Annotated in this window: 14 protein-coding genes; 6 read left to right on the forward strand and 8 right to left on the reverse strand. The window is 60.9% G+C overall.

Annotated elements, in window-relative coordinates:
* Positions 1-2: 2 nt before the first annotated feature.
* Positions 3-998 (reverse strand): catabolite repressor/activator, encoded by a 996-nt coding sequence (cra, locus tag RMV17_RS04060; RefSeq protein ID WP_311885839.1) that lies wholly within the window; start codon positions 996-998, stop codon positions 3-5.
* 307 nt (positions 999-1,305) lie between these two features.
* Here cra and ptsP point away from each other — a divergent pair, with 307 nt between their 5' ends.
* From ptsP to RMV17_RS04080, 4 genes are all read left to right on the forward strand, one after another.
* Positions 1,306-4,167, forward strand: a complete 2,862-nt coding sequence (gene ptsP / locus RMV17_RS04065; RefSeq protein ID WP_311885841.1) for a phosphoenolpyruvate--protein phosphotransferase — start codon at positions 1,306-1,308, stop codon at positions 4,165-4,167.
* Complete coding sequence (gene pfkB, locus RMV17_RS04070; RefSeq protein ID WP_311885842.1) at positions 4,167-5,108, forward strand: 1-phosphofructokinase; 942 nt, start codon at positions 4,167-4,169, stop codon at positions 5,106-5,108. The genes ptsP and pfkB overlap by 1 nt, the downstream gene beginning before the upstream one ends.
* A gap of 11 nt (positions 5,109-5,119) precedes the next feature.
* Complete coding sequence (locus RMV17_RS04075) at positions 5,120-6,853, forward strand: PTS fructose-like transporter subunit IIB (RefSeq protein ID WP_311885844.1); 1,734 nt, start codon at positions 5,120-5,122, stop codon at positions 6,851-6,853.
* A gap of 175 nt (positions 6,854-7,028) precedes the next feature.
* The gene (locus RMV17_RS04080; RefSeq protein ID WP_311885845.1) at positions 7,029-8,570 is read left to right on the forward strand and encodes an alkaline phosphatase D family protein; all 1,542 of its coding nucleotides are present in this window, start codon (positions 7,029-7,031) and stop codon (positions 8,568-8,570) included.
* 237 nt (positions 8,571-8,807) lie between these two features.
* On the opposite strand, the gene RMV17_RS04085 is transcribed toward RMV17_RS04080, so the two are convergent.
* A complete protein-coding gene (locus tag RMV17_RS04085) occupies positions 8,808-11,333 on the reverse strand; it encodes a sulfite reductase flavoprotein subunit alpha (protein ID WP_311887013.1) in 2,526 nt (841 codons plus the stop codon).
* A 235-nt stretch (positions 11,334-11,568) separates the two neighbouring features.
* Complete coding sequence (locus RMV17_RS04090) at positions 11,569-13,884, reverse strand: TonB-dependent siderophore receptor (protein WP_311885846.1); 2,316 nt, start codon at positions 13,882-13,884, stop codon at positions 11,569-11,571.
* 207 nt (positions 13,885-14,091) lie between these two features.
* On the opposite strand from RMV17_RS04090, the gene RMV17_RS04095 reads away from it, so the two are divergent.
* Positions 14,092-14,772, forward strand: coding sequence for a Fe2+-dependent dioxygenase (locus tag RMV17_RS04095; protein WP_108226525.1), 681 nt, complete (start codon positions 14,092-14,094; stop codon positions 14,770-14,772).
* Entirely contained in the window at positions 14,769-15,521 is a 753-nt protein-coding gene (locus RMV17_RS04100; RefSeq protein WP_311885847.1) for a tetratricopeptide repeat protein, read from the forward strand. The genes RMV17_RS04095 and RMV17_RS04100 overlap by 4 nt, the downstream gene beginning before the upstream one ends.
* Positions 15,522-15,782: 261 nt before the next feature.
* Here RMV17_RS04100 and RMV17_RS04105 read toward each other — a convergent pair whose 3' ends face one another.
* The 5 genes from RMV17_RS04105 to RMV17_RS04125 form a co-directional block, all read right to left on the reverse strand.
* Positions 15,783-16,946 (reverse strand): type III PLP-dependent enzyme, encoded by a 1,164-nt coding sequence (locus RMV17_RS04105; RefSeq protein WP_034154440.1) that lies wholly within the window; start codon positions 16,944-16,946, stop codon positions 15,783-15,785.
* Between the two features lie 632 nt (positions 16,947-17,578).
* Positions 17,579-18,736 carry a betaine/proline/choline family ABC transporter ATP-binding protein gene (locus tag RMV17_RS04110; protein ID WP_034154441.1) on the reverse strand — a complete coding sequence of 386 codons (1,158 nt, stop codon included), beginning with the start codon at positions 18,734-18,736 and terminating at the stop codon, positions 17,579-17,581.
* Positions 18,733-19,386, reverse strand: coding sequence for an ABC transporter permease (locus RMV17_RS04115; RefSeq protein WP_007915307.1), 654 nt, complete (start codon positions 19,384-19,386; stop codon positions 18,733-18,735). Before RMV17_RS04115 ends, RMV17_RS04110 begins: the two co-directional genes overlap by 4 nt.
* A gap of 12 nt (positions 19,387-19,398) precedes the next feature.
* On the reverse strand, positions 19,399-20,292 hold the full coding sequence (locus tag RMV17_RS04120; protein ID WP_311885848.1) for a glycine betaine ABC transporter substrate-binding protein: 894 nt from the start codon (positions 20,290-20,292) through the stop codon (positions 19,399-19,401).
* A gap of 20 nt (positions 20,293-20,312) precedes the next feature.
* Positions 20,313-21,002: an ABC transporter permease gene (locus tag RMV17_RS04125; RefSeq protein WP_311887014.1), complete on the reverse strand. Its 690-nt coding sequence runs from the start codon at positions 21,000-21,002 to the stop codon at positions 20,313-20,315.
* Positions 21,003-21,178: the final 176 nt, after the last annotated feature.

Below are 21,178 nucleotides of genomic sequence, written 5' to 3' on the forward strand. Positions count from 1 at the left end.
GCTCAGTCCCGGTGAATACGCTGTTTGAAGGTCCGCGCAATGGCTTGCACGCCGGGCTTGTATTCCGACTGCTCGACAGCGGCCAGCGCCAGTTCCAGCGCCTTGTCCGCTATCAATTGGTGCTGCTGGGCCATGGCGTTGACCGGCAGCGGCAGGAAATCCAGCAACTGCGTATCGCCGAAGGTGCCGAGGCGCAGCGGGCGCGATTTCAGCGGGAAGTCATGCAATGCATCGAACACGCCTTGCAGCAGCACGTAGGAAGTCGTCACCAGTGCATCCGGCAAATGTCCCAGACGTTGCAGGAGTTCTTCCATCAATTGCTTGCCGCACTCACGACTGAAAGACTCGGCGTGTTCGACCAGCAATTCGCCTTTGAAGTCGACCAGCGCCTCTTTGAAACCGGCGGCACGTTCCTGACTGATGCTCAGTTCCGGACGGGCGCCGAGCAGTACGATCTGCTTCGGTTGCGGATCGAGCAGGCTCTGGGTCAGGTGCAGGCTGGCCTCGCGGTCGTCACTGATCACCGAGCAGAAGTGCTCGGGTTCCATGACCCGGTCGATGGCAATGATCGGCAGACCTTTGGCCTGTAGCTGCCGATAGCTGTCATCGCCGGCCGGCAGGCAACTGGCGACGATCAGCGCATCACAGCGACGCGCGCGGAACAGTTGCAGCAACTGTCGCTCGCTGTCCGGTGCATCGTCGGAACTGGCGATCAGCAACTGATAGCCGCGCGCCCGCGCACCTTGCTCAAGCAGTTTGGCGATCCGCGCGTAACTGGGGTTTTCCAGATCCGGCAGAATAAAGCCCAGCGTGCGCGTATGCCGACTGCGCAGCCCGGCCGCTTGAGGGTTTGGCGTGAAGCCGTGCAGATCGACCACCGCCCGCACCCGCTCGACGGTCGCGGTGCTGATGCGTTGCTGTTCGGCCTTGCCGTTGATGACGTAGCTGGCGGTGGTCACGGACACTCCGGCCAACCGCGCGATATCACTGAGTTTCAACCCGGGATTTCCTTGTTTTTTCGAGCTTGCCGCCACATTTTCGCCAATCCTACCCGATTAGGGCAGGCGACTATTGTCGCAGCGCATCCGACAAGTTGGACTTCAAGGATGGGACATTATCGAGTAACGTGCCGATCAATCTAGATTAAACGTTTCAGCAAGCGTATTTTCTACGTTTTAGACGCCTTTGGCCGGTGCTGCCGTGAAACCGCCAAAACTGCCGCCGAAAAGCAAAGCGGCAGAGCGCCTAAGCTGCAACCATCCAAAACAATACCTGGCACTCATGAAGCGCCAAAAAGGAGATCGCATGCTCGAGCTCACTATAGAGCAGATATCCATGGGCCAATCGGCTGTGGATAAACCCGCTGCCTTGCAACTGCTCGCCAATCACCTGGTGGCTGATGGTCTGGTTGCCGACGGTTACCTCGCCGGATTGCAGGCACGGGAAGCCCAGGGCTCGACCTTTCTCGGTCAAGGTATTGCCATTCCCCACGGAACGCCGCAAACCCGCGATCAGGTATTCGCCACCGGTGTGCGCCTGATGCAGTTCCCGGAAGGCGTGGATTGGGGGGATGGCCAGATCGTTTATCTGGCGATTGGCATTGCCGCCAAATCCGACGAACACCTGCGCCTGCTGCAACTGCTGACGCGCGCCCTCGGTGAGACCGATCTGGGCCAGGCTTTGCGTCGCGCCAGTTCACCTGAGGCGCTGCTGAAACTGCTGCAAGGCGCGCCGCAAGAGCTGGCGCTGGATGCGCAGATGATTGGCCTCGGTGTCTCGGCCGACGATTTTGAAGAGCTGGTCTGGCGTGGCGCGCGTCTGTTGCGTCAGGCCGATTGTGTGAGCAACGGTTTTGCCGGTGTGTTGCAGCAGGTCGAAGCACTGCCGCTGGGCGATGGCCTGTGGTGGCTGCACAGCGAGCAAACCGTGAAGCGCCCGGGCCTGGCGTTTGTCACCCCGGACAAGCCGATGCGCTACCTCGGTCAGCCGCTTAGCGGTCTGTTCTGCCTGGCCAGCCTCGGCGAGGCGCATCAGGCGCTGCTTGAGCGCCTGTGTGCGTTGCTGATCGAAGGTCGCGGCCATGAGCTGGGCCGCGCCACCAGCAGCCGCAAAGTTCTCGAAGTCCTTGGCGGTGAGTTGCCGGCCGATTGGCCGAGCGCGCGTATTGCCTTGGCTAACGCCCATGGCTTGCACGCGCGCCCGGCGAAGATCCTCGCGCAACTGGCGAAGAGTTTTGACGGCGAGATTCGTGTGCGCATCGTCGATGGTCAGGACAGCGCCGTGTCAGTGAAGAGCCTGAGCAAACTGCTCAGCCTCGGCGCCCGTCGCGGTCAGGCGCTGGAGCTGATCGCTGAACCGACCATCGCCGCTGACGCCTTGCCGGCACTCTTGGCCGCTATCGAAGAAGGCCTTGGCGAAGAAGTAGAGCCGCTGCCGGCCGTGAGTCAGCAGCGCGAAGTGATCGCCGACATCGCCGAAGTGCTGATCGCTCCAGCGTCCGGCGCGCAGTTGCAGGCGATCCCGGCAGCCCCCGGCATTGCCATCGGCCCGGCACATATTCAGGTGCAACAAGCCATCGATTACCCGTTGCGAGGCGAGTCCGCCGCCATCGAGCGCGAACGTCTCAAGCAAGCGCTCAGTGACGTGCGCAGTGACATTCAGGGCCTGATCGAACGCAGCAAAGCCAAAGCCATCCGCGAGATCTTTATCACCCACCAGGAAATGCTCGACGACCCGGAACTCACCGATGAAGTCGACACCCGCCTCAAGCAAGGCGAAAGCGCCGAAGCGGCGTGGATGGCGGTGATCGAGGCGGCGGCCAAACAACAGGAATCGCTGCAGGATGCCTTGCTTGCCGAGCGTGCGGCGGACCTGCGTGACGTTGGGCGTCGCGTGCTGGCGCAACTGTGTGGCGTGCAAACCCCGAGTGAGCCTGAGCAACCGTACATTCTGGTGATGGATGAGGTCGGCCCGTCCGACGTCGCGCGGCTGGACCCGGCACGCGTCGCGGGGATTCTCACCGCCCGCGGCGGCGCCACCGCGCACAGTGCGATCGTTGCGCGGGCCCTCGGGATTCCGGCGCTGGTCGGCGCTGGCGCTGCAGTACTGCTGCTGGCGCCGGGCACGCCGTTATTGCTCGACGGTCAACGCGGTCGCCTGCACGTCGACGCCGATGCGGCGACCCTGCAACGCGCCACCGAAGAACGCGACACCCGCGAGCAACGCCTGAAGATTGCCGCCGAACAACGTCATCAACCGGCACACACCACTGACGGTCACGCCGTTGAAGTGTTCGCCAACATCGGTGAAAGCGCGGGCGTGATCAGTGCAGTGGAGCAGGGCGCCGAAGGCATCGGTCTGCTGCGCACCGAACTGATTTTCATGGCCCACCCGCAAGCGCCGGATGAGGCGACGCAAGAAGCCGAATACCGCCGTGTGCTCGATGGTCTCGCCGGTCGTCCGCTGGTGGTGCGCACGCTGGATGTCGGCGGCGACAAACCGCTGCCGTATTGGCCGATCGCCAAGGAAGAAAATCCGTTCCTCGGCGTGCGCGGCATTCGCCTGACCTTGCAGCGCCCGCAGATCATGGAAGCGCAATTGCGCGCCTTGTTGCGCTCTGCGGACAACCGTCCGTTGCGGATCATGTTCCCGATGGTCGGCAGCGTTGAAGAATGGCGTCAGGCCCGCGACATGACCGAACGTCTGCGCCTGGAAATCCCGGTCGCCGATCTGCAACTGGGGATCATGATCGAAGTGCCGTCCGCCGCGCTGCTCGCGCCGGTGCTGGCCAAGGAAGTCGACTTCTTCAGCGTCGGCACCAACGATCTCACGCAGTACACCCTGGCCATCGACCGTGGTCATCCGACCCTGTCAGCGCAGGCTGACGGCTTGCACCCGGCGGTACTGCAACTGATCGACATCACCGTGCGCGCGGCCCATGCCCATGGCAAATGGGTCGGTGTCTGTGGCGAACTGGCGGCGGATCCGCTGGCGGTGCCGGTGCTGGTTGGCCTCGGTGTCGATGAACTCAGCGTCTCCGGGCGCAGCATTGCCGAAGTGAAAGCGCGCATCCGCGAACTCAGCCTGACCCAGGCGCAAACCCTTGCTCAACAGGCCCTGGCCGTGGGCAGCGCCAACGAAGTGCGCGCATTAGTGGAGGCCCTGTAATGGCCAAGATTCTTACCCTGACCCTCAACCCGGCGCTCGACCTTACCGTCGAGTTGCCACGCCTGGAGGCCGGTCAGGTCAATCGCAGCGACGAGATGCACACCCACGCTGCGGGCAAAGGCGTGAACGTCGCGCAGGTGCTGGCCGATCTCGGTCATCAACTGACGGTCAGTGGTTTTCTCGGCGAAGACAATCTGCAAGCGTTCGAAACCCTGTTCGCCAAACGCGGTTTTGTCGACGCGTTTATCCGCGTGCCGGGCGAGACGCGCAGCAACATCAAAGTGGCTGAACAGGATGGACGGATCACCGACATCAACGGCCCGGGGCCGGTGGTCGATGCCGTCGCGCAGCAGGCGTTGCTCGATCGTTTGGTGCAGATCGCACCGGGTCATGACGCGGTTGTTGTCGCCGGCAGTTTGCCGCGCGGCGTCACGGCACAATGGTTGCGTGAACTGATCGAACGGCTCAATCAGCTCGGCTTGAAAGTCGCTCTCGACTCCAGCGGCGAAGCGTTGCGCGAAGCATTGAAAGCCAGTCCATGGCTGATCAAACCGAACACTGAAGAACTCGCTGACGCGCTCGGTTGCGAGGTGGTTTCGCACACGGCGGAAGCGCAAGCAGCGGCGCGCTTGCATGCGCAAGGCATCGAGCACGTGGTGATTTCCCACGGTGCTGACGGCGTGAACTGGTTCAGCGTCGGCTCGGCGCTGCACGCCACGCCACCGAAGGTCAGCGTCGCCAGCACAGTCGGTGCCGGCGATTCGTTGCTGGCCGGCATGCTCCACGGTTTGCTCAGCGCCGACACGCCTGAGCAAACCCTGCGCACCGCCACCGCGATTGCGGCGATGGCGGTGACCCAGATCGGTTTCGGCATCAACGATGCGGCGCAACTGGCGCAGCTCGAACAGGGCGTGCGCGTGCGTCCCCTGACAGAACAATAAGAGGGTTTGTCATGAAATTAGCCATTGTTACGGCTTGCCCGAACGGCATGGTCACCAGTGTGCTGTGCGCGCGTTTGCTCGATGCGGCAGCGCAGCGGCAGGGCTGGAGCACCAGCGTTGAAGTGGTCGATGCGGCGCACCCGGAACGCGAGTTGTCGGCGGCGACCATTGCAGCGGCCGAGTGGGTTTTGCTGGTCGCCACCGGCGCGGTCGACATGACGCGTTTTGTCGGTAAACGTGTTTTCCAGATTGCCCCGGCGCAGGCGCTGCAGGATGTTGAAGCGGTGCTGCGTCGTGGTGCTGAAGAGGCTGAGGTTTACGTCGCCAGCGCGGCTGAACCGGTCGCTGATGCGCCGCGTGCACCGCGCATCGTCGCGATTACCGCGTGCCCGACTGGTGTTGCCCACACCTTCATGGCCGCCGAAGCCTTGCAGCAAACCGCCAAGCGTCTGGGCTATGACTTGCAAGTCGAAACCCAAGGCTCGGTGGGCGCGAAAACCCCGTTGAGCGCAGCGGCGATTGCCGAAGCGGATGTGGTGTTGCTGGCGGCGGATATTGAGGTCGCCACCGAGCGTTTCGCCGGCAAGAAAATCTATCGTTGCGGCACCGGGATTGCCTTGAAGCAGTCCGAAACCACGCTGAAAAAAGCCTTGGCCGAAGGCGCTGTGGAAAGCGCGGCGGGTGACGGCAAGGCACCGACCAAGCAAGAAAAAACCGGCGTCTACAAACATCTGCTGACCGGCGTGTCGTTCATGCTGCCGATGGTGGTGGCGGGCGGTTTGATGATTGCGCTGTCGTTCGTGTTCGGCATCACCGCGTTCAAGGAGGAAGGCACGCTGGCCGCTGCGCTGATGCAGATCGGCGGCGAGACCGCGTTCAAATTGATGGTGCCGCTGCTGGCGGGTTACATCGCTTATTCGATTGCTGACCGTCCGGGCCTGGCGCCGGGGATGATTGGTGGTTTGCTTGCCAGTACGCTGGGTGCCGGGTTTATCGGCGGCATCATCGCCGGGTTCATCGCCGGTTATGCGGCGAAGGCGATCAGTCGATATGTCTCCTTGCCGCAAAGTCTTGAGGCGCTGAAACCGATTCTGATCATCCCGTTGTTCGCCAGCCTGATCACCGGTCTGGTGATGATTTACGTGGTCGGTAAACCGGTCGCTGGCATGCTCGGGGCGCTCACGCATTTCCTCGACAGCATGGGCACCACCAACGCGATTCTGCTCGGTGTGCTGCTCGGTGGCATGATGTGCGTCGACCTCGGCGGGCCAATCAACAAAGCCGCGTACGCGTTCTCGGTGGGGCTGCTGGCGTCGCAGAGTTATGCGCCGATGGCCGCGACCATGGCAGCGGGCATGGTGCCGCCGATTGGTCTGGGCATCGCCACATTCATTGCGCGGCGCAAGTTCGCCCAGACTGAACGCGAGGCCGGCAAGGCTGCCTTCGTGCTGGGGCTGTGCTTTATCTCCGAAGGTGCGATTCCGTTTGCCGCGAAAGATCCGTTGCGGGTGATTCCGGCGAGCATTGCCGGTGGCGCGCTGACTGGTGCGTTGTCGATGTACTTCGGCTGCAAACTGATGGCGCCGCACGGTGGTTTGTTTGTGTTGGCGATTCCGAATGCGATCAATCATGCGTTGCTGTATCTGCTGGCGATTGTCGCGGGGAGCCTCTTGACCGCCGTTGTCTACGCGACGGTCAAACGCCCGGAAGCCGTTGAGCTGGCGCTGGAACCGGCGAAGGCCTGACCGACAACACAAATCCCCTGTGGGAGCGAGCCTGCTCGCGAATGCAATCTGCTAGCGACATGTATGTTGACTGGCACACCGTTTTCGCGAGCAGGCTCGCTCCCACAATGGTTAGTGGTGTCATGGTGAGTTCATACAGGCGTGCTTAAGTTTTCCTTTTTTCAGGGAGAACACCATGAGCGATTTCAACCCCGGTCGCCGGCGTGTCATGCAGGTTGTCGGCGCCGGATTGCTGATGCCAAGCCTGGCGCCGGCGGTGATTGCCTCGGTCAAGGATCGCCCGCAGTTGACCGACGGCGTGCAGTCCGGCGATCTGCAAGGCGACCGCGCGATGATCTGGAGCCGCAGCGATCGCCCCGCGCATATGGTGGTCGAGTGGGACACCCGCAGCCAGTTTCGCCATCCACGCCGATTGGTTTCCGCGCTTGCCGATGCGCGCACAGATTTCACCGCCCGCGTTGAACTCACCGGGCTGCCCGCCGATCAGGCAATTTTCTATCGCGTGTACTTCAAGGACGCCCGCAGCGGCGCCGCCAGCGAACCGTGGTTGGGCCACTTGCGCAGCGCTCCGACGGCGCGGCGCAATATTCGTTTCGTCTGGAGCGGTGACACCGTCGGCCAGGGCTTCGGCATCAACCCGGACATCGGCGGCATGCGCATTTACGAAGCCATGCGTCTGCGCCTGCCGGACTTCTTTATCCACAGCGGCGACACCATCTACGCCGACGGCCCGGTGCCCGCTCAGCTCACCACCGAAAACGGCCGCATCTGGCGCAACCTCACCACCGAAGCCAAGAGCAAGGTCGCACAGACCCTCGACGACTATCGCGGCAACTACCGCTACAACCTGATGGACGAAAACATCCGCCGCTTCAACGCCGAAGTGCCGCAGATCTGGCAGTGGGACGACCATGAAGTGGTCAACAACTGGTCGCCGGGCAAACAACTCGACGAGCGCTATCAGGAGAAAGATATCCACACCCTGGTCGGCCGTGCACGTAAGGCTTGGCTGGAATATTCACCGATGCGCCTACAGGCCGCCGACGGTGGCGGGCGGATTTATCGCAAGCTCAGTTACGGGCCGATGCTCGATGTGTTTGTGCTCGACATGCGCAGCTATCGCGGCGCCAATGACGACAACCTCGGCGCGGCGAAAGCGTTTCTGGGGCGTGAGCAACTGGACTGGCTCAAGCGTGGCTTGAAGAAATCCAAAGCCCAGTGGAAGGTCATTGCCGCCGACATGCCGATTGGTCTTGGCGTGCCGGATGGCGAGGTCAGCCCGGGTGTAGCGCGTTGGGAGGCGGTGGCTAACGGTGATCCCGGGCCGGCGCAGGGGCGCGAGCTGGAAGTTGCCGAATTGCTCGGCTACCTGCGCGCACAGCAGGTGCGCAATTTTGTCTTCCTGACGGCGGACGTGCATTACTGCGCGGCGCATCACTATCACCCGGATCGCGCGGCGTTTCAGGATTTCGAACCGTTCTGGGAGTTTGTTGCGGGGCCGTTGAATGCCGGGAGCTTTGGGCCCAATCCGCTGGATAAAACCTTTGGCCCTGAGGTGGTGTTCGAGAAGGCACCGCCGGCGCAGAACACCTCGCCGTTTGCCGGGTTTCAGTTTTTTGGCGAGGTGAATATTGAAGGGGGGAGTGGGGAGATGAGTGTGGTGTTGCGGGATTTGAATGGGGTGGCGGTTTTTGAGCAGAGGTTGCAGCCGGTTTGAAGATCAAGAGCTAACCCTCATCGGAACGCCGCCCGCCCAGCCCTCTCCCGGAGGGAGAGGGGGCCGATCGAGGTGTCTGAAGAGGTACGTCGACCTGAAAGACCGAGTTGATTATGAGATCAGCACAAAGCCTCTCTCGATTATGGATTCGGTGAGGGACGTTCAGGTCGGCGTATTGCGTGAATCTCCCCCAATCAGTCCCCTCTCCCTCCGGGAGAGGGCTAGGGTGAGGGGCTTTTAATAGACATCACGCCGATATCGACCCTGCTCAATCAACCGCTCCACTTCGGCTGCCCCGAGAATGTCGTTAAGCACTTGATCAACCCCCGAAGCCATCCCCTGAAGGCTGCCGCAGATATAAATAACTGCCCCGTCCGCCAGCCATTTCTTCAACTCATCAGCCGACTCACGCAAACGATCCTGCACATAAACCTTCTCAGCCTGATCCCGCGAGAACGCCAGGTCCAGCCGTTCCAGATCCCCATTCACCCACCACTCTTCCAGCTCCGCGCGGCAGAGGAAATCGTGCTCACGATTGCGCTCGCCAAACAGCAACCACTGGCGCTGTTGACCATCGGCAATCCGCGCCTTGAGCAAACTGCGCAGCCCGGCCAGACCCGTACCGTTGCCCAGCAGAATCATCGGCAGCGGTTCGTTCGGCAGATGGAAACCACTGTTGCGCCGCACCCGCAGGCTGATGCTGCCGCCAACCGGCGCGTGCTCAGTCAGCCAGCCGGAACCAATGCCGAGGCTGCCATCCGAATGCTGCTCCTGACGCACGATCAACTCCAGCACGCCGTCGGCGGCAATCGAGGCGATCGAGTATTCGCGCATGGCCAGCGGCACCATCGCATCCACCAGTGATTGCGCGTGCAGGCCGACCAGATGTGCGCGGTGCTCAGGCAACTGACGCGAAGCCAGCGCGACTTCCAGCGGCTCGTCGAGGCCGTTGATTTTTACCGTGGTCTCGCCGCGAATACCCAGGCCGTCGAGGAAGTGTTCAATGGCCCACGGGCAGTTGCGTGGCAACACTTCGACCAGGTCGCCGGCCAGCCAACTGCTGGTATTCGGCGCACTCAAACCCAACAGGTAAACCGGCGCACCGCTGCTGTCCGGGTTCATCAGTTCACGGCGGGTCAGCGTCCAGTTGTCGTAGCTCGGTGCTTGCCAGGTATCGACGGGCGCTTGGCCGGTGAGCAGGCCGAGTTGGGTTTGCCAGTGACGCAGGGCATACGGATCGCCGCTGTCGACGTCCACTGGCGCGAACAGGGTCTTGCCGCCGTGCTCCGCCAACCATTGGTGCAGGCGTTTGGCAAAGCCGCAGAAGTGCTGATATTGACGATCGCCGAGACCGAGGACCGAGTAATTCAGGCTGTCGAGCGTTGCCGCCTTGGACAACACTTTGCGCTCGAACCCGCGTGCGCTGTCCGGTGCTTCGCCGTCGCCGAAGGTACTGACCACGAACAGCGCGTTGTTCGATTCACGCAGATCCTGCTCACTGACATTCGCCAGAGGCTGCACTTTCACCGGCAATCCGGCGGCCTGCAATTGCCCGGCGGTCTGCCACGCCAGTTGCTCGGCAAAACCGCTCTGGCTGGCGAAACCGATCAGCCATGCCGAGGCATCGCCGGCCGGTTGAGCGAGGCCTTTACGTGCATCCTTGATTTGCTTTTTCTTGCGGCGACGATCGAGGTACAGCAGCCAGCCGGTGATGAAGAACAGCGGCATGCACACCGCCGCGAGAGTGATGATGATCCGCCCGACCAGACCGAAATAACTGCCGACGTGCAGCGCATAAATACTGGTGAGCAATTGCGCCTTGAAGCTCTTGTCGGCATAACGATCGACGCGTTTGACGATGCCGGTGGCCGGGTCGAGGGTGATCTGGTTCAGCGCGCGATCATGCGGCGAGCTGTCGAGCAGGTAGAACACGGTCGCCGGTTGGCCAGCCACCGCCGGCATGCGGATGTTATAGGCGGCCAGACCCGGGCCGGCAGCGCTGTAGATGCTGCTCCACATCGCCGCGTAATCGGCGGTCGGTGCCGGGCCTTCCGGTGCCGGGCCGCGATTGCGCACGCGCTCGTTCTGCGGTGCGTCGGAAAGCAGCTTGGTCAAGCCTTTGTTGTACCACTCGTAAGACCAGGACAACCCGGTCAGCGCCAGCAGCAGATAGACCAGCAGGCACCACGTGCCGGCCACCGAGTGAAGGTCCCAGTTGAAGGCGCGACCCTTTTTCTTCCAGTCGAGGGTCAGCCACACGCGCCAGCTGTTCCACTGACGCGGCCAGCGCAGGTACAGGCCGGAGAGGCAGAAGAACAACAGAATCAGCGTGCAGGCGCCGGTGATGCTGCGCCCGGTGTCGCCCATGGCGAGAAAGCGGTGCAGTTGCAGCATCAGGCCGAAGAAGTCCTGGCCGAGGGCATCGCCCATGAACTCGGCGGTGTACGGATCGAAGTAGCGCATCTCACCGCGACGCTCACCTTTGGGCGGCGTGAAGTAGACGCGAGCCGCGTTGCCGCTGTCGGTTTCGACCCAGAGCATCGAAACCTTTTTGCCCGACGTGGCTTCTATGCGCTCCACCAACTCGACGGGCGGCAGCACGCCGGCGACTTGTTTTTCCACCTGCAGAACGGAGGGATTCAGCGCCCGCAGGATTTCGTCCTGAAACGAATAGGCCGCGCCGGTGATGCCCATCAACGCCAGCACCAGTCCTGCGGTGATGCCAAAAAACCAGTGCAACTGGAACAGGGTTTTCTTCAACACGTCACTCGCCGTCCATTCGGAAATTGTCTTCACGGCGCGCATTATGCCGTGGGTTATCGAGAAGCGTTCTTTCTTACGCACAAAAGCCCCGTTCAATTGAATGAACGGGGCCAAGCCTTGCGGCGCATACCTTGTGGGAGCGAGCCTGCTCGCGAAGGCGTCGTGTCAGTCAGCCTCGACTTAACTGACCCAGCGCTTTCGCGAGCAGGCTCGCTCCCACAGGTTTCCACATCAATCAGAAGTGGAAATTGGTGCTCAACAGTGCCGTACGGCCCGCCGCCTGGTTGGCGAAGTGGGTCGAGAAGGCTTTGTCGTAATAGGTTTCGTTGGTCAGGTTCTGCACGTTGAGTTGCAGGTCGACGTTCTTGGTCAGCTTGTACGCGGCCATCGCGTCGTAGCGAACATACGAGTCGACCATGGTGGTGTTGGCCACGCTGCCGTAAACGTCGTCGACGTAGAACGCACCGCCACCGATGGTCAGCTTCGGCGTGACCTGGTAAGTGGTCCACAGGCTGGCGCTGTTTTTCGGCGTGTTAGGCAGTTCGTTGCCATCGTTGGCCTTGCCCATCGGGCCGCCGTCGACTTGTTCGCTGTCCATGAAGGCGTAACCGGCGAACACTTGCCACTTGTCGGTGATCTTGCCGCTGGCCGACAGTTCGACACCTTGCACGCGGGTCTTGCCGGCGTTTTCGTACGAGGTGGTGTCGACTTGCACACGAGCGTTTTCTTTCTCGGTGCGGAAGATATCAGCGGTCAGCGACAGGCGATCGTTGAGCAGATCCCACTTGGTGCCGATTTCGTAGTTCTTGGTGGTTTCCGGCTCCAGGTCGCTGCTCAGCAGGTTGCCGCTGCGATCCGGGGTGCCGCCCAACGGGTTGCCTTCCTGACCTTCGCCCAAGGTGTTGCCCGGTGGCGTGGCCGAGGTGGCGTAGGAGGCGTAGATGCTGCCGTTTTCCGCAGGCTTGTAGACGACGCCGAACTGACCGGTGACGAACTCGCTGGTGTCATCGCCCTTGGCGGTAGTGGCGCCGGCAGCGGTGTAAGTTTTGTAGTCGGTGTCGAAGTGGTCGTAACGCAGACCCATGTTCACCAGCCACTGCTCGGACAGCTCCAGGGTATCGAACACATACAGCGCGTAGGTGTTGGCCTGGGTGTCGGTGCCGGCGTAGTTGCGCGAGATCGCGCCGTTCCACGGATCGTTCGGGTTCGGGTTCGACAGCGAGGTGCAGTTGTAGCCACTGGTGGCGCCGATCAGGCCCGGGTTGCAGTTAGTGGTCACTGCGCTGGTGCGCGGCGTGGTGTCGGTGTTGACGTTATACGAAGACTTCTGGCTTTCCTCACGGGTGTACTCGACACCGGTGGAGAAGCTGTTCTTGAAGCCAGCAACATAGAAGTTGCCGAACAGGTCAGTCTGGTTGGTGGTGGTCTCGGTATTGCTCACCCGCGTATTCGCCCGACGCCAGACCGTGCCGTTGTTGACGTTGCCCTTGCTGTCGTCCGGCTGGGTCAGGATGTAATCCTGCATGCTGGTGCCGTGGCGCAGGGTGTTCTTGATCGTCAGCGAGTCGCTCAGGTCGTGCTCGATGGCGAAGGTCGCGGTGTCGGTGCGGCCTTTGCGGAAGTCGCGATCCAGGCCGTAGAAATTGCTGTGGTCACCGCCGGCGTAAGGCTTGTCCGGATTGGATTTGGTGCGTGCAGCGGAGCCACCGGCCGGAATGGTGTACGGCACGCCCGAATCCGGGGTGTCGTTGCTTTCGAGATGGTAGTAGTCGAGGTTGACGCGGGTGTCGGTGCCCAGGCCAAACGCCAGGGACGGCGCGATACCCCAACGGTCGTAATCGACCTTGTCGCGACCGGCGACGTTGCTCTCGTGGCTCATCAGGTTCAGACGGCCCGCGGCGGTGTCGCTGAACTGGTAGTTGCCGTCGAGGGTGTAACGCTGGGTCTGGTCGGAGCCCCAGGTGAAACCACCGTCGAACGAGTTGCCCAGGTGCGCTTTCTTGCTCACCAGGTTGATGCTGCCGCCTGCCGCGCCGCGACCGCCAATGGCAGAGTTCGGGCCCTTGCTGACTTCAATGTTTTCCACGGCGAAGATCTCGCGGCTCTGCGAACCGGTGTCGCGCACGCCGTCGAGGTAGGTGTCGCCCTGGGCGTCGAAACCACGAATGAACGGACGGTCGCCCTGCGGGTTGCCGCCTTCACCGGCGCCGAAGGTGATGCCCGGCACGGTGCGCAGCGCGTCCTGCATATTCAGGGCGCCGGTGTCTTTGAGGACTTGTTGCGGAATAACGGTGACCGAGCGCGGCGTGTCGACCAACGGCGCGGTGTACTTGGGCGAGGAGGCTTTTTCTACTTGGTAGGACGTCGAGTCCTGGGCTTCGCCGGTGATGGCGGTGGCGTCCAGGGCGATGGCATTGCCGGCGGCTTTGCTGTCGGTTTTTTCCGCGGCGAAGACCATCTGGCCAGCGGAGCCGGCGGTGATTGCCACACCGATTGCAGAGGCGAGCAGACGTGGTGAACTGACCGGTAATTGTGCGTGTTGACGTGCCATTTTTATTCCCCTCCCCAAGGATTTGAGGCGGCGGAATATAGGGTAAACAGGTATTCGTATCAATTGCGAAACATTGTTATTCGCACTGAATTTACATTCTTTACAATTTAACCTTACGGTTTTTGCCAGTTCATTCGTCTCTCGGGTTTTACACAGTCAATAAGAATCAATACCATTGCCGCCTCTTTGCCATCAGGTGACATCGCCATGCTGCTGCACATTCCCGGATTGTTCGCGAAAGACGAAGTGCAGCGCATTCGTCAGGCGCTGGAGCAGGCTGACTGGGCCGATGGCAAGATCACCGCGGGCTTTCAATCAGCCAAGGCCAAGCACAATCTGCAATTGCCCGAAGGCCATTCGCTGGCGAAGGAAATCGGTGCAGCGATGCTTGAACGGCTGTGGAAAAATCCGCTGTTCATGTCTGCCGCGCTGCCGCACAAAGTCTTTCCGCCGTTAGTGAACTGTTACACGGCCGGTGGCAGTTTCGATTTCCACATCGACAACGCCGTGCGCCAGCCCAAGGGCAGCATCGAACGGGTGCGCACCGATCTGTCGGCGACGCTGTTCTTCAGCGAGCCTGAGGATTACGACGGCGGCGAGCTGGAAATCCAGGACACCTACGGCACTCAGCAGGTGAAGTTGCCCGCTGGCGACATGGTGTTGTACCCCGGCACCAGCCTGCACAAAGTCAACGCGGTTACGCGGGGGGCGCGCTATGCGTCGTTCTTCTGGACGCAAAGCCTGGTGCGCGAAGACAGCCAGCGCGCATTGCTGTTCGAGATGGATGGCGCGATCCAGCAACTGACTCAAGACCTGCCTGATCACCCTTCGCTGATCCGACTCACTGGTACGTATCACAACCTGCTGCGGCGCTGGGTCGAGGTATGAGTTTCCAATTGCGTCGCGAGGAAGTCCTCAGCGGCGAACAACTCAGCGCCATGCTCGGCGAAAGCCCGGCGCGTGCCGCGCAAGCGATTTTGCTGGCGGCGGGTGAGGGTGAAGTTGAAGCGCAGGCGTTGCTTGGGCAGATCCTGCTCGACGGCCAAGGCATCGCCCAGGATCAAGCGCTGGCGCTGCGCTGGTTCGGCATCGCCGCCGGGCGCGGGCATCTAATGGCGCGCAACATGCTCGGGCGTTGTCATGAGCATGGTTGGGGCATTGCGGCGGATGCGTTGGTTGCTGCGCGGCATTATCAGATTGCAGCGAATGCCGGGCTGGATTGGGCGATGTACAACCTCGCCAATATGCTCGCGACCGGGCGCGGTGTGGCGGTGGATCATCTGCAGGCGCTGGCGTGGTATCGGTGCGCGGCTGAATTGGGTCATGCGAAATCGATGAATCTGTTGGGGCGGTATCTGGAAGAAGGGCAGGTGTGCCCGGCGGATCCGACGGCGGCGCGTGAGTGGTATCGGCGCTCGGCGGAGGGTGGGGATTTTCGTGGGCAGTTCAGTTTTGCCGCGGTGTTGGCGGGTGAAGGGCGGATTGATGAGGCAGTGGATTGGCTTGAGAAAGCTTTGGCCGGCGGCAATCTGAATTTTCTGCGGGTGGCGAGTCAGGCGTTGGCGAGTGCTGTAGATCCGAGGATTCAGGCGTTGGCTGGGCGGTATGCGCTTCGGTGCCAAGAGCCCTCACCCTAACCCTCTCCCGGAGGGAGAGGGGACCGATTGGGGGATGCTTGAGAGGTACGCCGACCTGAGAGTGCTATACCGAATCCATAATCGACGCGGTATTTCCGGTCGGCGAATGACGCTTTACACCTCGGTCGGCGCCCTCTCCCTTGGGAGAGGGCTGGGGTGAGGGGCCTCGGTCTCAAGTACCCCGCAAAACTTCAAGCCGAACGCAAAGACACAAAAAAGCCCATGACACGTCATGGGCTTTTTGCATTACGGCTTCAGCGCTTACACGTAAAACGATTTCAACGGCGGAAAGCCATTGAACTCTACCGCGCTGTAACTGGTGGTGTACGCACCGGTCGACAGCCAGTACAACCGATCACCGATCGCCAGGTTCAGCGGCAGACCGTACTTGTAGTTCTCGTACATGATGTCGGCGCTGTCGCAGGTCGGGCCGGCGATCACGACTTCTTCCATCTCGCCTTTCTTCTCGGTCCAGATCGGGAACTTGATGGCTTCGTCCATGGTTTCGATCAGGCCGGAGAACTTGCCCACATCGGTATACACCCAACGCTCGACCGCCGTGCGCGACTTGCGCGCAACCAGCACCACTTCGCTGACCAGAATGCCGGCGTTGGCGATCAACGAACGGCCCGGCTCGAGAATGATTTCCGGCAGATCATCACCGAAGTCTTCTTTCAGGAAGCGGATGATTTCTTCGGCGTAGGTTTCCAGGCTGTTGGTGCGGGTGATGTAGTTGGCCGGGAAGCCACCGCCCATGTTGATCAGCTTCAGGTGGATGCCGTCTTCTTCTTTCAAGCGCTCGAAGATCACTTTGACCTTGGCGATCGCTGCGTCCCAGACGCTGATGTCGCGTTGCTGCGAGCCGACGTGGAACGAGATGCCATAAGGCACCAGGCCGAGGTCGCGAGCGAGAATCAGCAGGTCCATGGCCATGTCGGTCTGGCAACCGAATTTGCGCGACAAAGGCCAGTCAGCCGTGGTCGAGCCTTCGGTGAGAATACGTACATAGACTTTCGAACCCGGGGCAGCCTTGGCGATGTTGCGCAGGTCGGCTTCGGAGTCGGTGGAGAACAGGCGCACGCCCTTCTCGTAGAAGTAACGGATGTCCTTGGATTTCTTGATGGTGTTGCCGTAGCTGATACGGTCGGCGCTGACGCCGCGATCCATCACTTTATCCAGCTCGTAGATCGAGGCGATGTCGAAGCTCGAACCTTTCTCTTTGAGCAGGTCGATGATCTCGACGGCCGGGTTGGCTTTGACCGCGTAGTAGACCTTGGCGAATTCGAAACCGGCGCGCAGGTCATCGTAGGCCTGGGCGATCATCGCGGTGTCGATCACCACGAACGGGGTTTCCTGTTTGTCGGCGAACGCCTTCATTTTGTCGAATGTAGCGCGCGCGAAATAGTCTTCGACCTGGATCGACATACTTGGGACTCCTAGTGGCAAACGTCGTTAATCAATGGGTGCAAATGAACGTCCTCCGTATCCCCACTTTGGTTCGCCTACTTCCCAAGGCATGTCGCCGAAAGCAAAAAGGCCATGGGGCGTTGCCCTTGGCCTTGCTGTCTCGTCGTCAGTACTTGAGCCGGATGGATCGTTTCCAGCATGGACGTTCGGCGCGAACTTTAGGGCGTGAGGGGCGTGAGATCAACTAAAAATGTCGCGTTTTTGCACGCTTCTGACGTGCGTCGCGTTCATCACTCTTTGTAGCCGACCGAGATGACGGGCAGATGTTCCCCGAGAATTTTTGAGTGTTAAAAATACCTGCACGTTCGTGGATTATGTCGGCGAAGTCGTGGGTAAGTGTGATGGCGGCAATATCGGCGACGTTGGCCGCGAGGGGGACGGGTGAGGGGGATTTTGGCCGTTTCGCGGGTTGTCTCATACATGCTTTCCGATCCGCAGGTGTTGAGATTCTTTTCCGCTAGGCGAATGAAGAAAAAATCACGCAGATCCTGTGGGAGCGAGCCTGCTCGCGAAGGCATTTTCACAGCCAACATCATTGTTGACTGATATTGCGCTTTCGCGAGCAGGCTCGCTCCCACAGGTTTCGTGTTTTATGCGACTACGGCCTCAGCCGGCGAGACTATGCTGGTCTTCATCCCGCGCGAACGACCCGAACTCAGATAAGCCGCAATCGACTCCTGCGTCACCTCGCCAAGGAACACCCGCTCGGCATCCATCACCGGCAACCACGAGCGATTGAATTCGTACATGCGCGACAGCAGGATGCGCAGATGCTCGTCGTACGCCGCCGTCGCGTTGAACTCACGCAGGAACTGCGCGCAGGTGCCGGTCTGGCGATGCAGATCACGACGACGCACGTAACCCAGCGCCTTGTTCTCGGCACAGGTGACTACCACGTAACGACGGTCATGCTCGTCCATCAACTCTAGCGCATCAGCCACCGGCGTCTCCGGGCTGACCGACGGCGCGTTGTCCGCCGCATCTTCGGCCTTCACCAACAGCAGGCGTTTGAGCGTGCTGTCCTGGCCGACGAAGTTGCTGACAAAGTCGTCCGCCGGGTGCGCGAGCAGCGTGTCCGGATGATCGATCTGCAGCAGTTTGCCGGCGCGGAAGATCGCAATCTTGTCGCCGAGTTTGATCGCTTCGTCGATGTCGTGGCTGACCATGATCACGGTCTTGTTCAGTGCGCGTTGCATCTCGAAGAATTCGTTCTGGATCATCTCGCGGTTGATCGGGTCGACCGCACCGAACGGCTCGTCCATCAGCAGCAGCGGTGCATCCGCGGCCAGTGCGCGGATCACGCCGATGCGCTGTTGCTGGCCACCGGACAATTCGCGCGGGTAGCGATGCAGATACTGCTTGGGCTCGAGCTTGATCATGCTCATCAATTCGCGGGCGCGGTCGTGGCATTTCTGTTTGTCCCAGCCGAGCAGTTTCGGCACGACGACGATGTTTTCTTCGATGGTCATGTTGGGGAACAGACCGATCTGCTGGATCACGTAGCCGATGTTGCGACGCAGGGTCACTTCGTCGAGGTCGGTGGTGTCTTCGCCGTTGATGAGGATCTTGCCCGAAGTCGGTTTGATCAGGCGGTTGATCATCTTCAGCGTGGTGCTTTTGCCACAACCCGATGGCCCGAGGAACACACAGATTTCGCCTTCATTGACGGTCAGGCTTACCGAGTCCACGGCTTTGACGTCTTTGCCGTTGCTTTGGAAAGTTTTGCTGAGGTTTTGAAGTTCGATCATTTCAGGAGTCCTTTTGGAGTCAACGAGCGTTGCAGCCATTGGAGAAACAGGTCAGCGAAAATGGCCAGAAGACTGACCAGCAGCGCGCCGACGATCAGCATCGACATGTCACTGCGGCTGATGGACGCGAGGATCAACACACCGAGGCCGCCGGCGCCGATGGTCGCGGCGATAGTCATCACGCCGATGTTCATCACCACGGCGGTGCGCACGCCAGCGAGGATCACCGGCACGGCGATCGGCAGCTCGACCATGCGCAGGCGCTGGCCGAAGGTCATGCCGATGCCGCGTGCGGCTTCACGGATGCCCGGTTCTACGCCGGTGAGGGCGAGGTAGGTGTTGCGCATGATCGGCAGCAGCGAATAAAGGAACACCGCAGTGATCGCCGGCATCGGGCCGAGGCCCTGGCCGAACTTTGAGTAAAACGGCAGCAGCAGACCGAACAGCGCAATCGACGGCACGGTCAGCAGCACCGTGGCGCTGGCTTGCAAGGGACCTGCGAGGGTCGGAAAGCGTGTCATCAGAATGCCCAGCGGCACGCCAACGACAATCGCCAGGGTCACGGCAATGCCGACGAGGGTGATGTGCTGCCAGGTCAGGTGCATCACCTGCTGCCAGTCGAGGTGGGAAAAGGCGTTCAGAAATTCCATGACTTTTCCTCCTTAATCAAGTGGGTGCTGGCGCAGGAAATCGGCGGCCACTTTCGATGGGCTTTCGTGATCGACGTCGACCCGCGCATTGAGCTGGCGCATGGTTTCGTCATCGAACAGTTCGGCCAACGGTTTGAGTTGCTCGGCCAATTGCGGATGGGCGTCGAGGTAGGCCTGACGCACCACCGGCGCAGCTGTGTAGTCGGGGAAGTAGTGCTTGTCGTCTTCCAGCAGCTTCAGGCCGAAGGCGTTGAGGCGACCGTCGGTGGTGTAGACCAGACCGGCAAACACCTGGCCGTTGCGCAACGCGGTGTAGACCAGACCCGCGTCCATCTGGCGGATGTTCTTGCGGGTCAGGTTCATGCCGTAGAGATCGACCATGCCGATCAGGCCATCGGAGCGATTGGCGAACTCGGTGTCCAAAGCCACCAGATGATTGGTCTTGGCCTCAGCACGCAGCACTTCGTTCAACTGACTGATGTTGTTGATCTGCGGATATTCCTCAGCGACTTTCTTTGGCAGCGCGAGGGCGTAGGTGTTGCTGAATTTCGACGGGGTCAACCAGACCAGGCCTTTTTTCGCGTCGAGTTCTTTCACCCGGGCGTAGGACTGTGCGCTGTCGAGTTTTTCAGTGACATGGTTGTAGGCCACCAGCGACACGCCGGTGTATTCCCAAAGCATGTCCAGTTGTCCGCTTTCGTGGGCGCTGCGGGCGAGGTTGCTGCCCAGACCGCCGGTAATCTGCGCGTCGTAACCTTTGCTGCGCAGGTATTGCGCGGTGATTTCGGCGAGCAGGGTTTGCTCAGTGAAGACTCGGGCGCCGAGGCGGATAACCGGTTTTTCAGCGGCTTGGGCGACACCTGCGAACAGCAGGATGCAGCCCAGAATCAAGCTCAATCGTTTCATAGGTATTCCTTCACATAGCCTTAAGACGGGCGCAAACCGCGTTCCAGCCAGAGGCGGCTGGCGAGGGTGACGACGCCATCGAGCAGCAAGGCCAGCAGCGCGGTGCATGCGGCGCCGAGCAGCAGTTGCGGCTGATTGTTCAGGGCGATGCCAGGGAAGATCAGGCTGCCGAGGCTGTTGGCACCGATCAGAAAGGCCAGTGGCGCGGTGCCGACGTTGATTGCCAACGCCACGCGCACACCACCGACAATGATCGGCACGGCATTGGGCAATTCGACTTTCCACAGCACCTGGCGCGGGGTCATGCCGATGCCGACGGCCGCTTCTTTCAGCGAGCCCTGCACGTTTTTCAGGCCTTCGTAGGTGTTGCGCACAATCGGCAACAGGGAGGCGAGGAACAAAGCGAAGATTGCCGGGCCACTGCCAATGCCGAGGACGCCCAGGGCGATCGCAAGCACGGCCAGCGGAGGCACGGTGTTACCGATATTGAAGATCTGCATGAAGCGTTCAGCGCGGCCGACCATGGTCGGGCGACTGAGGAAGATGCCGGCGGGGATGCCCACGACAAGGGCGGCCAGCATTGAAGCGAGGACGAGAATCAGATGAGCTTGCAGGTAAAACAACAAATCGTCGCTGTAGTGTTCGATCGTGTTGATGCCGATCCAGTGGACCAGCAGGGCCAGGAGCGCGATCACCACCGCACCTCCCATCAGCCCTTTGCCATAGCGGATAGCCACAGGCGGACTCCTTTTTTTGTAGTCGGCGAGCGCAGTCCCGTGTGGCATGCCATACATGGCTGCCGGGATAGTCGTTCGCGAAAAGTAGCCGTTTTTCAAAGCCGATAAAGCGGTCTGAAAGCGAGCCATGAGCGCAGCCTCGTCAGGCT

Origin of the sequence: Pseudomonas sp. VD-NE ins (assembly GCF_031882575.1) — a bacterium.
GTDB lineage: Bacteria > Pseudomonadota > Gammaproteobacteria > Pseudomonadales > Pseudomonadaceae > Aquipseudomonas > Aquipseudomonas fluorescens_BZ.

Excerpts from the sequence above, each read along its gene's own strand:
- RMV17_RS04090 (WP_311885846.1), bottom strand. The coding sequence starts at position 13,884 with ATGGCACGTCAACACGCACAATTACCGGTCAGTTCACCACGTCTGCTC.
- ptsP (WP_311885841.1), top strand. The coding sequence starts at position 1,306 with ATGCTCGAGCTCACTATAGAGCAGATATCCATGGGCCAATCGGCTGTG.
- RMV17_RS04115 (WP_007915307.1), bottom strand. The coding sequence starts at position 19,386 with ATGGAATTTCTGAACGCCTTTTCCCACCTCGACTGGCAGCAGGTGATG.
- RMV17_RS04120 (WP_311885848.1), bottom strand. The coding sequence starts at position 20,292 with ATGAAACGATTGAGCTTGATTCTGGGCTGCATCCTGCTGTTCGCAGGT.
- pfkB (WP_311885842.1), top strand. The coding sequence starts at position 4,167 with ATGGCCAAGATTCTTACCCTGACCCTCAACCCGGCGCTCGACCTTACC.
- RMV17_RS04080 (WP_311885845.1), top strand. The coding sequence starts at position 7,029 with ATGAGCGATTTCAACCCCGGTCGCCGGCGTGTCATGCAGGTTGTCGGC.
- RMV17_RS04095 (WP_108226525.1), top strand. The coding sequence starts at position 14,092 with ATGCTGCTGCACATTCCCGGATTGTTCGCGAAAGACGAAGTGCAGCGC.
- RMV17_RS04105 (WP_034154440.1), bottom strand. The coding sequence starts at position 16,946 with ATGTCGATCCAGGTCGAAGACTATTTCGCGCGCGCTACATTCGACAAA.
- RMV17_RS04110 (WP_034154441.1), bottom strand. The coding sequence starts at position 18,736 with ATGATCGAACTTCAAAACCTCAGCAAAACTTTCCAAAGCAACGGCAAA.
- RMV17_RS04100 (WP_311885847.1), top strand. The coding sequence starts at position 14,769 with ATGAGTTTCCAATTGCGTCGCGAGGAAGTCCTCAGCGGCGAACAACTC.
- RMV17_RS04075 (WP_311885844.1), top strand. The coding sequence starts at position 5,120 with ATGAAATTAGCCATTGTTACGGCTTGCCCGAACGGCATGGTCACCAGT.
- RMV17_RS04125 (WP_311887014.1), bottom strand. The coding sequence starts at position 21,002 with ATGGGAGGTGCGGTGGTGATCGCGCTCCTGGCCCTGCTGGTCCACTGG.